Origin of the sequence: Xanthobacter aminoxidans, assembly GCF_043193615.1 — a bacterium.
In the GTDB taxonomy this organism is placed as follows: domain Bacteria; phylum Pseudomonadota; class Alphaproteobacteria; order Rhizobiales; family Xanthobacteraceae; genus Xanthobacter; species Xanthobacter aminoxidans.
Window position 1 is genome coordinate 342,047 of the sequence record NZ_JBAFUS010000005.1, and the last position, 15,447, is coordinate 357,493.

Below are 15,447 nucleotides of genomic sequence, written 5' to 3' on the forward strand. Positions count from 1 at the left end.
GAGCCTCATGTCATCGGGTGAAACGACCGAAGCCGGTGCTCCCCGCATCGTGCGAGACGTGGTGTGTGGCTTCTGCGGCCTCGGCTGCGACGACATCGAGGTGGCCGTCGCCGGCCGCGTGGTGACACCGCGCAAGGCCTGCGCCGATGCCGCCCGCCTGCTGGCGCGTGGCGATGCGCCTCCGCCCTCTCCCCGCGTCAATGGCGCGCCGGCCAGCCTCGCCGAGGCGGCCTCCGCCGCGGCCGCCCATCTGAAGGCGGCGCGGTCCTCCGTATTCTCCGGCCTCGGCGCCGATCTCGAAGGGCTGCGACGGCTCTACGATATCGCCATGGTGGCGGGGGCGAGCATCGACCATTCCGCGTCCGGCGGGCTGTTCGCCAATCTCGACCGCCTCGCCCGCCGCGGCTGGATCGCCGCGACCCTGGCCGAGGTGCGCAACCGCTGCGACCTGCTGGTGGTGTTCGGCGACGACCCTACCGCGAGCTTCCACCGCCTGTTCGAGCGCATCATGCCGGTGCGTACGGGGGAGGGCGGCGACGCCGCCCCCCTGTTCGCGCCCTCCGGCCGGCGTGTGGTGATGATCGGCGCGCCATTCTCCGACGCTTCGCGCAAGGTCCTCGCCGGCCACGAGCTGAGCGAGATCCTGCTGCCGCCCGAACAGGTCGCCACCGCCGCCGCGCTGCTGGCGTCGGCCCTGGCCGGCCGCGACATCGGTGCTGTGGACGTGCTGCCCGGCACGGCCGGTGCCTCGCTGGCGGAGCTTGCCGACCTGCTCCGCGCCGCGCGCTACAGCGTTTTCACCTGGAACGCCGCGACCCTGCCGCAGGCGGATGCGGCCGCCGTCGCCGGTTCGGCCTCGGAGGCCGTGGACCTGTTGTCGCCGACCACCCGCGCCGCGGTGTTGCCGCTGGGCGGCCGCGACAACGTCACCGGCGCGCACCAGCTCGCGCTCTGGCGCTTCGGCTATCCCCTGCGCACGGCGATCGGTGCCGGAACCGCACGCCATGCGCCCGATCTCTACGCCACGGCCGCGGCCCTGAAGGACGGCGACCTGCTGCTCCATGCCAGTGCCTTCCGGCCTGATCCACCGCCCGAATTCAGCGCCGGTCCGGTGATCGTCCTCGCCCATCCCGACACGTCGTTTGCCCGCGAGCCGGACGTGTTCATCCCCGTCGGAACGCCCGGCGTCGATCATCCGGGGCATGTCTTCCGCATGGATTCCGTCGTCTGCCTGCCGCTCCAGGGCCTGCGCCCGACCGAGCTTCCGAGCCTCGCCGAGGCGGCCTCCGCCATCCTCGCCAATCTCGGGAGGGGCGCATGAGAAAGCGCGTCACCGGGGGGCGGGTGTTCGATCCCGCCAACGGCATCATCGACCAGGTCCGCGACGTGGTGCTTGAGGATGGGCGCATCATCGCTGATCCGGGGCCGGGCGGCAGCGAGGAGGTGGTGAACGCCTCCGGCTGCATCGTGCTCGCCGGCGGCATCGACCTCCACAGCCACATCGCCGGCGGCAAGGTGAACCTCGGCCGCCTCCTCATGAATGAGGACCGGGCGTTGTTCCCCGAGCCGTTCGGCGATTTCTGCGGCTGCGGCGGCGGGCGCGCGGCGCCGACCACCCACGCCACCGGCTGTCGCTATTCGCAGATGGGCTACACGGCGGTGTTCGAGCCTGCGGTCGTGGGCGCCAATGCCCGCCATGCGCATCTCGAGATGGCGGACATCCCGAACATCGACACCGGCGGCTTTCTGGTGCTCGGCAACGACGACTTCCTGCTGCGCCTGATCGCCATGGGCGAAGGCCAGCAGGCGATCAACGATTACGTGGCCTGGATGCTCAAGGCGACCCAGAGCTGCGCCATCAAGATTGTGAACCCGGGCGGCATCAACGCCTTCAAGTTCAACGGCCGCAACCTCGATCTGGACGAGGCCGGCCCGTTCTACGAGCTGACGCCCCGCCGCATCCTCAACACGCTGCAGCGGGCGGTGACGGAGCTGGGCGTGCCCCACCCGATCCATCTGCACGGCTGCAACCTCGGCATTCCCGGCAATGTGAAGACCACGCTCGCCACCATGGGCGCGACGGAGGGCTTCCCCCTCCATCTCACCCACATCCAGTTCCATTCCTATGGAACCGAGGGCGACCGGCACTTCTCCTCCGGCGCGGCCGAGATCGCTGAGGCGGTGAACGCCATGCCGCACATCTCGGTGGACGTGGGCCAGATCATGTTCGGCCAGACCGTGACCGCCTCGGCCGACCTCATGTCGCAGTACCGCAACCACTCCATCGCCGATCCCAAGAAGTGGATCGGCATGGATATCGAGATGGACGCGGCCTGCGGCGTGGTGCCGTTCAACTATCGCGACACGTCCTTCGTGAACGCGCTGCAATGGGCCATCGGGCTGGAGCTGTTCCTGCTCATCGAGGACCCGTGGCGGGTGTACCTCACCACGGACCATCCCAACGGCGGCCCCTTCACCTCCTACCCGCACCTCATCCGCCTGTTGATGGACAAGCCCTTCCGCGACCATCACCTCAGGCAGATTCACAAGGCGGCGCGGTCCCATACTCGGCTCGAAAGCATCTCCCGCGAGTACACTCTGGAGGAGATCGCCGTCGTCACCCGCGCCGCGCCGGCCCGCACCCTGGGCCTCAAGGATCGCGGCCATCTCGGCCCCGGCGCGCGGGCGGATGTGGTGCTTTATGAGGATCAGCCGGACCGGGAAGCCATGTTCGCCCACCCGCGCATCGTGATGAAGGACGGCGAGGTGGTGGTGGTGAACGGCGAGATCGTCGCCCTCACCGAGGGGCGCACCTATGCGGTGCATCCCCCCTCCGACCCCTTGATGGACAAGAGGCTGGAGCGCTGGTTCGACGAGGCGGTGGGCCTGAAATCCAGCCATTACCAGATCGCCGACGGGGAGATCCGTGGCGGCCAAGGCCCTGAAATCGTGGAGCTGAAGCCGTGAGCGCACCAGCCCCCCTTCTCATCAACGGCGTCGAAATCCGCGACAGCTTCGCCGAAGCGTTTCCCATGGCGGGAACGCGTCTCATCATCACCGCCGATACGCCGCGCTGGGCGCACACCGCTGCGGCGAGCCTCACCGGGTTTGCCACCTCGGTGATCGGCTGCGGTTGTGAGGCGGCTATCGAACGCGAGATTCCGGCCGAAGAGACCCCGGACGGACGGCCCGGCTATGCCGTGCTCATCTTTGCCATGTCGCTGAAGGACCTGAAGAAGATCGTGCCGCTCCGTGCCGGGCAATGCGTGCTCACCTCGCCCACCTCGGCGCTCTATGCCGGTCTGGAAGGCGGCTCCCCCGTCCCGCTCGGAAAGGCGCTGCGCTATTTCGGCGACGGCCACCAGATGTCGAAAAACCTCGGCGGCAGCAGGATCTGGCGCATTCCCGTGATGGAGGGCGAGTTCGTCTGCGACGAGATCGTCGGCTCCACGACGGCGGCGGTGGGCGGCGGCAATTTCCTCATCCTCGCCCGCTCGCGCCCGGCGGCGCTGGCGGCGGCGGAGGCGGCGGTGGCGGCCATGGGGCAGGTGCGGGGGGCCATCATGCCCTTCCCGGGCGGGGTGGTGCGGTCCGGCTCCAAGGTCGGCTCCAAATATGCCGGCCTGATCGCCTCCTCCAATGACGCCTACTGCCCGACGCTGCGGGGCATCGCCAAAACTGCTTTGCCGGCTGAAGTCGAGAGCGTGCTGGAAATCGTCATCGACGGACTCAGCGAGGGCGAGGTGGCGGAGAGCATGCGCGCGGGCATCACGGCGGTGTGCGGCCTTGGCGCCGCGGGTGGCGTGGTGGCAGTGGATGCCGGCAATTACGGCGGCAACCTCGGGCCCTTCCATTTCAAGCTGCATCAGCTGATGGCGCAGGAGGCGGGACGATGAGTGGCTTCCGCCTGACATTGAAGGCCCCGCTCACCGCGCGGGTTGATGCATCAAGCCTTCTGCCCGCTGTATTTGCAGGGGCAAGCGCAGCCGAGGTCGCCGCACGCACGGTTCCCTTCGGCACGGGCGTCGCTCTGGTCGGGGACCTCTTTGAAGTCGCCGCCAGCGAAGGCGATGCGCTGGTTCTTTCCGGCGACCCCCGGCTCGACTATGTGGGCGCGGGCCTTGCCGACGGTGAGATCCGCGTGGAGGGCAGCGTCGGCGCGGCCGCCGGGTCGGGCATGAGTGGCGGTCGCGTGGTGATTTCCGGCGACGCCGGCGACGGGCTTGCGGCTGGCCTAACCGGCGGACGGATCGAGGTTTTCGGCAATGCCGGCAAAAATGTCGGCGGTCCGAGGCCGGGTGAGCGTCAGGGCATGCGGGGCGGGGTCGTCTCCATTGCCGGCCGGGTGGGGGATGGCCTCGGCGCGCGGTTGCGCGGTGGCCTGATCCTGGTTGCTGGCGATGCCGGGGCGGGTGCGGCGGATGGTCTGTTAGCCGGCACGCTTGCTGTGGCGGGTCGGCTCGGTCCCGGCGCCGGGCGCGGCATGAAGCGCGGCTCCATCCTCGTTTCCTCCACGCCGGAGGCTCTGGCCCCTGGCTTTGCCGAGGCGGGACCGCAGGATTTCGTGGCCTTGAGGCTACTGGCGCGGCGCGTGCCGGAGCTGGCCGCGCTGTTCGGAGGAGAACTGTCCGGCCGGGCCGTGCGCCTTGTCGGCAACCGGTTGGCCGGCGGGGAAGGCGAAATTCTCGTCTTGAGCTAAGCCGGCGAAATATCAGATCAAGAAACCAGAAGAGGAACGCCCCGATGCGCACATTGTTCGTTTCCGCTCTCCTCCTCGCTGCCGCCACCGGCTCGGCCTATGCCGATCCGGACGTGGCCAAGGGCGAGACCGTTTTCAAGAAATGCATGGCCTGCCATGCCATTGGCCCGGATGCCAAGGTGAAGGTCGGCCCGCCGCTGAACGGCATCGTCGGTGCCAAGTGGGCACATTTCGAGGGCTACGCCTATTCCCAGGATATCAAGGACGGCGCCGCCGCCGGCAAGGTCTGGGACGTGGCCACCCTCAACGACTATATCGAGAACCCCAAGCATCTGGCACCGAAGGGGAAAATGGCCTTCGCTGGCGTCAAGAGCGAGTCGGAGCGGGCGGACCTCATCGCCTTCCTCGCCCAGTTCAAGCCCGACGGCAGCAAGTGACGATATAGCCGGCTAATTGAATGCGAGACGCGCCACGGCCACGGCCGGGGCGCAGTCGGCCGCTAGGCCCGCGAGGCGGGTGTCGCCGGCGAGCAGCAGTCCGGCATGACGGTAGGGGCGCCCCGTCCTTTGCGCCAGCCGCCCCACCAGGAAACGACCCACACCGGCCCCGATCAGAGGGGCATCGGGCGCGACACCTCCGGCGGACGAGACCTGGGCGAGGGCCATGTGGAGGCGGTGCATCTGCACCTCCGCCGCCGCCGCTGCGAGGGCCTTTGCTTCCTCCATGGTTGAGGGTCCGAGATCGCGCCCCACCATCCGCAAAAGCCGGCGGGCACTGGCGTCGCACGTCTTGTCGCCCCCATCGGCAGCGGGGTGGAGGTCGGCTCCTTCAGGCAGTTCGCCGGTCAGCCGATGCACGTCGGCCGTGGTGGCGAAATACTCCGCCATGAGGGGGACGAGCCGCCCGCGAAACGGCAGGGCCTGCGCCAGCGCCATCACCGGCGTGCGGGCTGCGCCGGTATAGACCAGCTCCCCGGTCTCCAGCCGCGCGGCATCCGAATAGCCGCGAAAGCAAAGTTGAGAGCCGGCAAAGGGAATGAGATCGGTCGTGGTCGATCCGATATCCGCGAGGATGCCATCGCCCGCTATGGCGGCCAGCGCCGCGGCGGTGGCGTGCCAGTTGGCGGAAGCGATGTCGGCGGTATTCAGATGGGCCTCAGAGAGGCTGACAAAGCCGGCTCGGCCCGCATAAATGCGGGTGTCAGGCCCCAGTAACCCCCCCAGTTCAGTGGCGATATCGATGACGCCAGTTGCCCTGTCAGGCCACAGGTCGACGAGTTCACCCGTCATCGTCACCACGGATCGACCCGACACGGGGGGCATGGTCGCCATGGCCTCCCGCAACCTGTCGAGACCCTGCCAGAGGGCACAGGGCGCGAGGTGGATGGATACCAACGCACCGTCCGGTCCCAGGACCGCCCTTTTGAGGTGGGCGCCGCCCACGTCCCAGCCGATCAGGAGGTCGCTCATGCCAGGGCCAGCTCCACGGTCGCGGGATGAAGGGGCGCCTCGCCGGTCCCCGCCGCGAGGGCGGGGAGGAGGGTGGCGGGGTTGAGGCCCAGCGCCTGCCGGAGGCCGGCATAGGCGGTGGTGAGGCGGGGATTGATCTCCACCACCACCGGTCTCGCCGCGGTCAGGATGATGTCGATGCCGATGAAGCCGTCGAGGCCGGGGCAGGCGGCGACCACCGCCCGCGCCAGGGACGCCAGCCGTCCGTCGTCCGCTTGCGCCCCCACGGTGAGGCCGGAGAGGGAGAGGCGGCCGTCGCGCACGGTGATGTGCTGGCGGTTGACGCAGAGGAGGCGGGCCTCGCCCGCCGCCACCAGAACGGTGAGGCTCGCCGCGTCCCCTTCCACATAAGCCTGGATCACCACGCCCTCCGTCGCCTCGGGGGCGGCGGGTACGCCGGCGGGCCAGAGGAAGGTGGCCTCGCAGCCGGCGCCGTCGTCCGGCTTGGTGATTCGGGCGCCGGGAATCTCGGGCGCGTCGGCCAGCGGATAGGTGGGGATATGCGGCACCCCCGCCAGCGCCAGGCGCCGGGCGGTTTCCAGCTTGCTGGTGGCGATGAGGATGGCCTCGGGGGTGGAGGCCAGCACCGGCTTGCCCGTCGCCGCCAGCATGCGCACGAGATCGGCGAGGATGCCCCCCGTCTCCGGCGCCACCGGCCAGATGAGGTCGGCGTCGTCGGCCAGCGTCCGCCACAGCACCCAGGCGCTGGCGTGGAGCCCCACCGGGATCGCGCCCTCAAGGGGGAGGCGCTCATCGCAGGTGGTGAGAATCTCGGGCGGCGACGGCAGCGCGGCGAGGTCGGCCAGCATGGCGTCGCGGATCAGCGCCGCCTCGGCCGCGAGGCTCGGCGGCAGCGCCTCGCGGCGCATGCCGCCGCCGGTCACATACTCCAGCACCAGAACGCGCATGTCGGTCTCCGGCGCCGGTCAGGCGCTCACCGTCTCGCCCACGAGGCAGGCGGCCAGCGGCTCGGCCATGTTGCGGCCGGTGGCGTCGAACAGGCCGTGCCAGGCCGGCATGGAATTCACCTCCAGCACCTTCAGCCGCCCCTCCGCGTCGCGGATGAGGTCGACCCCGGCATAGCTGGCGCCCACGGCCGCCGCCGCGCGCACCGCATAATCCGCCAGAAGCCCCTCGGCCGCCACCTCGGCGCCGGTGGCGCCCTGGTGGATGTTGGTGATCCAGCCCTTGGCCCGGCGGGCCATGGCCGCCTCGGCGCGGTTGCCCACCACGAACACCCGGAAATCCTCGTGAACGGCATCCGGCCCGCCCTGGGCCGGCGCCGCCACGAAATCCTGCAGGTAATAGACCCCGCCCACCGCCTCGGGCTCCGGCAGCGCGCCCTTGGGGGGAATGCGCTCCAGCCCGCGACCCTGCGCACCGAAGAGGGGCTTCAGCACGCTGTCGCCGGGGGCTGAGTCCACCAGCATGCGGGCGGTGGCGGCCTCTTCCAGCACGAGGGTGCGCGGGGTGGGCAGGCCGGCATGGGCGAGCAGGAAGGTGGTGGCGCTCTTGTCCACGCAGCGCTCGATGGCGCGGGCATCGTTCATCACCCGCACCCCCAGCGCGGCCAGCGCGTGCAGCACGCCGAGCCGGTGGGTGATCTGCTCCAGCGTGCCGGCGGGCACCGAGCGCACGAAGCAGGCCTCCGGCAGATCGTCGCCGAAGCCGGGCAGCAGCAGGCCGTGCGCCGTCTCGCCCACGGCGAAGCCGCAGGCGCGCAGCGAGACGATGCGGGGCTTCACGCCCCGCGCCTTCAGGGCAGCCACCAGCGAGCGGGTGTGCCAGTCCACCCGCTCGGCGAAGATCACGAATCCGGCCACCTCACACCCCGAAGGAGCGGGCGATGAGGTTGGCGTCGAAGCCGCCGGCGGTGAAGCTCGTGCCCTGCTCCATGGCCGTCACGGTCACGCGGGCGGGGGAGAACAGCAGCGGGTCCACCTTGTAGAAGTCGCAGTCATAGCCCGCGAAGATCTCGCCGAACGGCCGGCCATAGTCGCGCGAGGCGAGCGAGGGCAGGCGCTTGGCGAGATCCTGCGCGGCCTCGGACGAGCCGCGCACGAAGAGCTGCACGTCGCCGCCATAGAGCACCGCATCATTGGTGCGGCCCATGGCGGTGAGGAAATCCGGCGAGGGCGGCGCCACGGGGGCAGAGCCGATGCCGTCCACGATGTGCTCCAGCGGGAAATGGAGCGCATGCGCCTTGTGCAGCGCCACTTCCAGCACGCGGGCGACTATCTGCACCGTGCCGGCCAGCGACGAGGTGGGGGTGAGGATGAAGGTGACGGCCGTGGGCGCCACGCCGCAGCGGCTGGCCACCTCCTGCACCACCTCGGCGGGCGGGGCGACGCCGGTTTCCAGCACCAGAGCGACATGATCGCCATGGTCGCGGCAGCCGAGTTCCGCGAACAGCGGCTCCACCGCCGCCATGGCCCGGCCGGGGCCGGAGCCCAGCGCGAAGAAGTCTCCGTGGGCGAGGCTCCAGCCGGCATACTGGCTGGCGAGGCACGCGGTGACGGGATCGGTGGTGGTGACGCTCACCAGCGTGTCGAAGGGCGAGAAGCGCCCGCCGGGCACGAGGGCCACCTTGCCGAGGCCGCCAAGGCAGATTTCGGCGATGCGGCGACCGGCCTCCAGCGAGCCGGGCATCGAGATGCCGGCATCCACGATGCGGCAGCCGAGCGGGCCGGTGGAGACGGCGAGCCGCAGCTGTGTGGCGTCGGCCACCAGCGCCTCCACGAGGGGGGCGACCTGATGGGCGAGGCTGATGCCGCCGGGAAGGGGCATGTCGGCGGCGAGGGCGTGAGATTTTGTCATGGCCGCACCTCTCGCGCGGGGCAAACGGCGGCGGTCCCCGCGCAGCAGGCGCGGAGCCGGCGGGGAGAAGAGATGATCGTACGCATGGGGCTCAGGCGTCCAGGGTTCTCGCCAGCTCGAACACCACCGGAAGGTCGATGAAGAGCGGGGTGGTGGTCTCGCACATGCGCTTCAGCAGGGTGTGCTGGACCGCGTATTTGAGATTGCCGATGGCGAGCGCGCCGATGCCGATGCCGTGGGGCAGCTGCGCCGCCGCATCGTGGGCGCCGATGCCGGCGATGCCGGCGGGGGGCACGGCGTTCACATCCGCCGCGACGATGAGGTTCTTCGCGGCTTCGAGGTGCGCGGCGTTGAGGATCTGCACGCCCGCCTTGCCGGTGGCGAGGATGACTTCCGCCGAGGGCACCAAAGCCGCCTTGTCCGCGTCGGTCACGGCGGCGGTGCAGGAGACGTCGAGGCCGAAGCGGGCCTTGATGTCCCTGGCCTTCTCCTCCACCGCGGCGACCTCGCGATGGCTGACGAGGGTCACGTCGGCCCCGGCGCTGGCGGCGATCACCGCGGCCACCGAGCCCACCACGCCGGTGGCGCCGTAGATCTGCACCTTGGCGCCCTTGAGGCCGTCGGCGCGGACCTTCACCAGGGCCTGCTCCACCTTGGCGATCATGGCGGCGGCGGTGGTGAAGGAGCCGGCCGGATCGGGGAAGATGGAAATCTCGAAGGGCGGGAAGATGGAGGCCTTCGCCTCATTGGCCATGTCGAAGGCGAGCGCGGCATCCTTGCCGCCGATGAACAGACCGGTGCGCGGCGCCGCCTGCGGGGCGCGCGAGAACATCATGTCCTGCGTCAGGTCGCGGACTTCCTCCGGCTTCACCCGCGAGTATTGCGCGATGGTGAGATAGCCGGCATCGGCCGCCATGTTCACGTCGAACGGGCTCACATGCGCGAGCGGCGTGATGATGTGGAGAATGGGGGGAATAGAGGCGGAATCCGCCATGGGTCAGCTCCGTGCCAAAGGGAAACATAAGCGGGTGGCTTCGCCCCTAAGCTTCAGAGGAAGCTGAAGGAACGCCGCGGTTGTTTCCCCGCACGCAAGTCAATGGAGGGATTGTTTAATCATGTGGAGGGACGGCGCAAGCCCTGCCGTTTCCCGCGCAGCAGGAATCGTTGCTGCAATGCGGAACGGGTTTTGCGCGGGAGGGCGCGGTGCGGCGGCTTGCGCGTCGTTGCGCTGCGATGGCCTGCGACACGGACACGCGGACGGGGGGCACGCAAGTGTCATCGCCCGCACGAGGCGGGCGATGACGGCGGTGTGGGTGTCGGAAGGGAAAGCCCTCAGGCGATCAGGCGGTAGGCGGGCAGCGTGAGGAATTCCTCAAAGCTGTCGGCCAGCGTCATGTCGGAGAACAGCTTGATGGCCTCGGGGAAGCGGCCGGAATCATAGACTTCCGGGCCGAGCACCGAACGCAGGTTCGCCATCTCGTCGTCCAGCAGGGCGCGGAACAGCTCGGGCGTCACGGTGCGGTCGTCGTCCAGCGTGGCGCCGAGGTGGATCCACTGCCACACCTGCGCACGGCTGATCTCGGCGGTGGCCGCATCTTCCATGAGGTTGTAGAGCGGCACCGCGCCACGGCCACGCAGCCATGCCTCGATGTACTGCACGCCGACGCGGATGTTCTCGCGCAGGCCGGCTTCCGAGCGGGTGCCCTGATGCACCTCCAGCAGGTCGTCGCGGGTGACGGCCACGTCGCTGGGCTTGGCGTCGCGCTGGTTGGCGGCGGGCATCAGGCGGTTGAACACCTCCATGGCCACCGGCACGAGGTCCGGGTGGGCCACCCAGGTGCCGTCGCAGCCCGAATTGGCCTCGCGCTCCTTGTCGGCCTTCACCTTGGCGAAGGCGGCGGCATTGGCTTCCGCATCGCCCTTCACCGGGATCTGCGCGGCCATGCCGCCCATGGCGAAGGCGTTGCGGCGGTGGCAGGTGCGCACGAGGAGGATGCCGTAGGCCTTCAGGAAGGCCTCGCTCATCACCATGCGGCTGCGGTCCGGGGTGAGGAAGCGGTCGTTCTTCCCGAGGCGCTTGATGAAGGAGAAGATGTAGTCCCAGCGGCCGAGGTTGAGGCCGGCGATGTGGTCCTTCATCTCGAACAGGATCTCGTCCATCTCGAACACCGCGGGCAGCGTCTCGATGAGGACGGTGGCCTTGATGGTGCCGACCGGCAGGCCGAGCGCGGTCTGGGCGGCGACGAACACCTCGTTCCACAGCCGGGCCTCAAGATGGCTCTCGGTCTTCGGCAGGTAGAAATAGGGGCCGGAGCCCTGCGCCAGCGCGGCCTTGGCGTTGTGGAAGACATAGAGGCCGAAGTCGAACAGCGCGCCGGAGATTTCCTCGCCGTCCACCAGCACATGGGCTTCCGGCAGGTGCCAGCCGCGCGGGCGGATGATGAGCACGGCCGGGGTGGCGCCGAGCTTGTAGGACTTGCCGTTGTTGGCGTCGACGAAGTCGATGGCGCCGGCCCAGCGGTCCTTCAGATTGATCTGGCCCTCGATCATGTTCTCCCACACCGGGGAGGAGGCATCCTCGAAGTCCGCCATGAACACCTTGGCGCCGGAGTTCAGCGCGTTGACGATCATCTTGCGGTCCACCGGCCCGGTGATCTCGACGCGGCGGTCGAGCAGGTCGGCGGGCAGGTCCGCGATGGTCCAGTCGCCGTCACGGACGGCCTTGGTTTCGGGCAGGAAGTCGGGCAGCGTGCCGGCGTCGAACGCCACCTGCCGCTCGGTGCGGCGGGCGAGCAGGGCCTTGCGGGTGGGGTTGAAGGCGCGGTGCAGGTCGGCGACGAAGGCCAGCGCCTCGGGGGTCAGGATTTCGTCGAAGCGGGGGCCGAGCGCGCCGGTGATCTCGATGCCCGCGGCCGGGGCAGTCTTCAGGGCAGGGGACGACATGATGTCGGGTCTCCTCGTGTGAAGCCTGAAGCGCGTGGCGTCGCCGCAGGCGGGAACCGTCCCGGGGCCGTGGCAGCCCCGAAGCGGGATGGAATGCGTCAGCGCGCGGCCGTGACGGCCGAAAGAAGCGCGCGCGCAGCAAGTTCGGGATCGGGGGCGGCGCAGATGGCGGAGACCACCGCCACCCCGTCGGCTCCGGCGCGGATGACCTCGGCGGCAAGCGCGCCGTCGATGCCGCCGATGCCGACGATGGGCAGGCGGGTGAGCGCGCGCACCGCCGTGACGCCGGAGGCGCCGATGGCGGCGCCGGCGTCTTTCTTGGTGCCGGTGGCCTTCACCGGACCGACGCCGAGATAATCCACGGCTCCGATGTCGGACGCGGCGAATTCCGCCGGATTGCCCACGGAGAGGCCGAGAATGCGCTCCGGCCCCAGAAGGGCGCGGGCGTCGGCGGGGGCCATGTCGTCCTGGCCGAGATGCACGCCGTCCGCATCCGCCGCCACCGCCACGTCCACCCGGTCGTTGATGATGAGCGGGATGGCGAGCGGCGCCAGCAGCGCCTTCAGCGCGCGGGCCTGCTCCACCAGCGCGCGGCCATGGGCGTCGGGATCGCGCAATTGCACGATGGTGGCGCCGCCCTTCACTGCCGCCTCCACCGTCGCCACGAGACCCCGCGCCGCGACAAGGCGCGGGTCGGTGACGAGGTACAGGGTCAGGTCGAAGGGACGGGACATCTTTGGCTCACGGGTGCGGGCGTGCTGCGGCGCAGCGTAAGCCGCCCCGCTCCCTTATCTCAATGCGCTTCGGTGCGAAACGTCGCATGCGACGAAGGTCTATTGACCGCATCGCACATGCGTCTTTGCCCAATCGGCAACAATCCTCAGGCCGCTTTCGCCCGTCCGGCCAAAGCGGCGGGGGCGGGGCCGCCGGTGGCCCAGTCCAGCAGCTCCACCGTGTGGACGATGGGAATGCCGGTGCCGGAGCCGATCTGCGTCATGCAGCCGATGTTGCCGGCGGCGATCACGTCGGGGGCGAGCGCCTCCAGCGTCGCCACCTTGCGGTCCCTGAGCTGCCCGGCAATCTCGCTCTGGAGCATGTTGTAGGTGCCGGCCGAGCCGCAGCACAGATGCGGGTCGAACGGCTCCACCACCTCGAAGCCGACACGGCGCAGGAGGTCCATGGGCGGCGTCTTCACCTTCTGCCCGTGCTGGAGCGAGCAGGCGGAATGGTAGGCGACGCGCATCCCGCGCGGCGTCTCGGCCTTGGGCAAATCGAGGGTGGGCAAAAACTCGCTGATGTCGCGGGTGATGGCCGAGACCCGCGCCGCCTTCTCCGCATAGGCGGGGTCGAGGCGCAACATGTAGCCATAGTCCTTGATGGGCGTGCCGCAGCCGGAGGTGGTGACGAGGATGGCGTCGAGCCCCCCGGTCTCCATCTCCCGGATCCACACATCCACATTGTTGCGGGCGAAAGCGAGCGCCTCCTCCTCCCGGCCCATGTGGTGGACGAGCGCTCCGCAGCAGCCCTCGCCCTTCACCCGCACCACGTCCACACCCTGCCGGGTGAGCAGGCGGATGGCGGCTTCGTCGATGCCGGGGTTCAGCACCGGCTGGGCGCAGCCCTTGAGCAGCGCCACCCGCGCCCGGCGCGTGCCCTGGGCGGGATGCACGCCGCCCTTGTCATCCGCCGCGCGGCCATGGGGCAGGCCGGGGGCGAGGCGCAGCATGGCGGCGAGCGGCTTCAGCGCCGGCACTTTCGCGAACAGCCCGGCGAACGGCTTGCCGGCGAGCGCGCCCATGAGGGCGAGGCGGAAGCGGTCGGGATAGGGCAGCACCCTGGCCAGCACCTCCCGGATCATCCGGTCGGCGGCGGGGCGGGAATAGGTCTTCTCGATATGGACGCGGGCGGTGTCCACCAGGTGCATGTAGTTCACGCCCGAGGGGCAGGTGGACATGCAGGAGAGGCAGGAGAGGCAGCGGTCGATGTGCTTCACCTCCTCCTGCGTCGCCGGCCGGTCGTTCTCCAGCATGTCCTTGATGAGGTAGATGCGCCCGCGCGGGCTATCCAGCTCGTCTCCCAGCAGCACGTAGGTCGGGCAGGTGGCGGTGCAGAAGCCGCAATGCACGCACTTGCGCAGGATGGAATTGGCCGCCTCCACATGCGGATCGGCGAGCTGGGCGAGGGTGAAGTTGGTCTGCATGGGCGCTCAGCCGTGACGGAGGAACGAGGGGACGGGGGTGCGGGCCATCTCACATCCCCGCATGCATGCGGCCGGGATTGAGCACCAGGCCGGGATCGAAGCTCTCCTTCACCCTTTTGGTCAGCGCCGCCAGCGCCCCGTCGAGGGGCTGGAACACCGCCGTGCGGGCGCGCTCGGCCGCGCTGGCGCGAATGAGCGTCGCGTGGCCGCCGAAGGGGGCAAGGGCGGCGCGCACATGGTCCGCATGGGCGGCCTCGCCCGGCAGGCAGAGCCAGATCAGGCCGCCGGCCCAGTCGCAATAGGCCTCGCCGCCGAGGTCGGCGGCCAGCTTCGCCGCCAGTTCCGGCCCCGCCTTGGGCTGGGTGGAGAGGCGCCAGACCGCCCGCTCGCCCGCGCCGGCGAAGGGGATCACGTCGCGCACCGCCTGCCACAGGGGGCGGGAGGTCTCGGTCTCCAGCACTTCGGCCCGGCCGATGCCGGCCAGCACCTTCAGCAGCATGGCGCGCCGCGCGGAGACGGAGGGCGGCACGCCCTCCATGCGCAGGGCGACCAGCGCCGGGGAGCCGGACAGGCCGGGCAGGCGGCCCGCCACGCCTTCGGGCAGGAAGGCGGCGCCGGACACCTCGCAGGAGGAGCCCATGGCCGCCGAGAGCGCCGCCGCCGCCTCGGCCGGCGAGGCGACGCGGGCGATGACGGTCTCCTCCATGGGCGGACGCGGCAGCACCTTGAGCGTGATCTCGGTGGCGATGCACAGCGTGCCGAAGGCCCCGGCCATCAGGCGGGGCAGGTCGTAGCCGGTGACGTTCTTCACCACCCGCCCGCCGGACTTGAACGGCTCGCCGCGCCCCGACACCGCCTTGATGCCGAGGGCATGGTCGCGCACCGCGCCGTGGCTGATGCGGCGGGGGCCGGCGAGGTTCACCGCGAACATGCCGCCGATCGTGCCCCGCCCGGCGGCGCCGCCGAGCAGCGGCCCGGTGTCCATGGGCTCGAAGGCCAGCATCTGCCCGCGTGCCGCCACCATCTCCTCGATGTCGGCGCGGGGCGTGCCGGCGCGGGCGGAGAGCACCAGCTCCTCCGGCTCGTAGAGGGTGACGCCCGAGAGGGCGGAGAGGTCGAGGGTGAGGTCGGTCTGGCTCGGCCGGCCGAGGGCCTGCTGGGAGCCGTGGCCGCGCACTTCCAGCGTCTTGCCGGCGCCGAGGGCGGTGCGGACCGTCTCCGCGACCTCCTGCTCGTCGCGCGCTGCGATGATGTCGCTCATGATCTGGGCCCTGGATAGG

The 15,447-nt window shown here is 70.1% G+C and carries 14 protein-coding genes; 5 read left to right on the plus strand and 9 right to left on the minus strand.

The window, feature by feature from the left end; all coding sequences use genetic code 11:
• Nucleotides 1-7 precede the first annotated feature (7 nt).
• The 5 genes from V5F74_RS22105 to V5F74_RS22125 are packed head-to-tail and all read left to right on the plus strand — an operon-like array spanning nt 8 to nt 5,136.
• Nucleotides 8-1,321 carry a molybdopterin-binding domain-containing protein gene (locus V5F74_RS22105; RefSeq protein ID WP_051678904.1) on the plus strand — a complete coding sequence of 438 codons (1,314 nt, stop codon included), beginning with the start codon at nt 8-10 and terminating at the stop codon, nt 1,319-1,321.
• The gene (locus V5F74_RS22110; protein WP_029556354.1) at nt 1,318-2,967 is read left to right on the plus strand and encodes a formylmethanofuran dehydrogenase subunit A; all 1,650 of its coding nucleotides are present in this window, start codon (nt 1,318-1,320) and stop codon (nt 2,965-2,967) included. The genes V5F74_RS22105 and V5F74_RS22110 overlap by 4 nt, the downstream gene beginning before the upstream one ends.
• Nucleotides 2,964-3,896 carry a formylmethanofuran--tetrahydromethanopterin N-formyltransferase gene (fhcD, locus tag V5F74_RS22115; protein ID WP_394009982.1) on the plus strand — a complete coding sequence of 311 codons (933 nt, stop codon included), beginning with the start codon at nt 2,964-2,966 and terminating at the stop codon, nt 3,894-3,896. Before V5F74_RS22110 ends, fhcD begins: the two co-directional genes overlap by 4 nt.
• Nucleotides 3,897-3,913: 17 nt before the next feature.
• Nucleotides 3,914-4,699 carry a formylmethanofuran dehydrogenase subunit C gene (locus V5F74_RS22120; RefSeq protein WP_394009983.1) on the plus strand — a complete coding sequence of 262 codons (786 nt, stop codon included), beginning with the start codon at nt 3,914-3,916 and terminating at the stop codon, nt 4,697-4,699.
• Between the two features lie 44 nt (nt 4,700-4,743).
• The gene (locus V5F74_RS22125) at nt 4,744-5,136 is read left to right on the plus strand and encodes a c-type cytochrome (protein WP_394009984.1); all 393 of its coding nucleotides are present in this window, start codon (nt 4,744-4,746) and stop codon (nt 5,134-5,136) included.
• Nucleotides 5,137-5,148: 12 nt separating this feature from the next.
• Here V5F74_RS22125 and V5F74_RS22130 read toward each other — a convergent pair whose 3' ends face one another.
• From V5F74_RS22130 to glcE, 9 genes are all read right to left on the minus strand, one after another.
• Nucleotides 5,149-6,168 carry a hydantoinase/oxoprolinase family protein gene (locus tag V5F74_RS22130; RefSeq protein WP_394009985.1) on the minus strand — a complete coding sequence of 340 codons (1,020 nt, stop codon included), beginning with the start codon at nt 6,166-6,168 and terminating at the stop codon, nt 5,149-5,151.
• Complete coding sequence (locus V5F74_RS22135; RefSeq protein ID WP_394009986.1) at nt 6,165-7,115, minus strand: ATP-grasp domain-containing protein; 951 nt, start codon at nt 7,113-7,115, stop codon at nt 6,165-6,167. The genes V5F74_RS22130 and V5F74_RS22135 overlap by 4 nt, the downstream gene beginning before the upstream one ends.
• Before the next feature lie 18 nt (nt 7,116-7,133).
• On the minus strand, nt 7,134-8,030 hold the full coding sequence (locus V5F74_RS22140; RefSeq protein ID WP_024281391.1) for a RimK family alpha-L-glutamate ligase: 897 nt from the start codon (nt 8,028-8,030) through the stop codon (nt 7,134-7,136).
• A 1-nt stretch (nt 8,031) separates the two neighbouring features.
• Entirely contained in the window at nt 8,032-9,024 is a 993-nt protein-coding gene (mch, locus tag V5F74_RS22145; RefSeq protein WP_394009987.1) for a methenyltetrahydromethanopterin cyclohydrolase, read from the minus strand.
• Between the two features lie 91 nt (nt 9,025-9,115).
• On the minus strand, nt 9,116-10,018 hold the full coding sequence (locus V5F74_RS22150; protein WP_394009988.1) for an NAD(P)-dependent methylenetetrahydromethanopterin dehydrogenase: 903 nt from the start codon (nt 10,016-10,018) through the stop codon (nt 9,116-9,118).
• A 338-nt stretch (nt 10,019-10,356) separates the two neighbouring features.
• The gene (gene aceB / locus V5F74_RS22155; protein WP_394009989.1) at nt 10,357-11,967 is read right to left on the minus strand and encodes a malate synthase A; all 1,611 of its coding nucleotides are present in this window, start codon (nt 11,965-11,967) and stop codon (nt 10,357-10,359) included.
• 98 nt (nt 11,968-12,065) lie between these two features.
• Entirely contained in the window at nt 12,066-12,701 is a 636-nt protein-coding gene (gene thiE / locus V5F74_RS22160; RefSeq protein WP_394009990.1) for a thiamine phosphate synthase, read from the minus strand.
• Between the two features lie 146 nt (nt 12,702-12,847).
• Nucleotides 12,848-14,167 (minus strand): glycolate oxidase subunit GlcF, encoded by a 1,320-nt coding sequence (gene glcF, locus V5F74_RS22165; RefSeq protein WP_394009991.1) that lies wholly within the window; start codon nt 14,165-14,167, stop codon nt 12,848-12,850.
• Between the two features lie 49 nt (nt 14,168-14,216).
• Nucleotides 14,217-15,428: a glycolate oxidase subunit GlcE gene (gene glcE / locus V5F74_RS22170; RefSeq protein WP_394009992.1), complete on the minus strand. Its 1,212-nt coding sequence runs from the start codon at nt 15,426-15,428 to the stop codon at nt 14,217-14,219.
• Between the last annotated feature and the right edge of the window lie 19 nt (nt 15,429-15,447).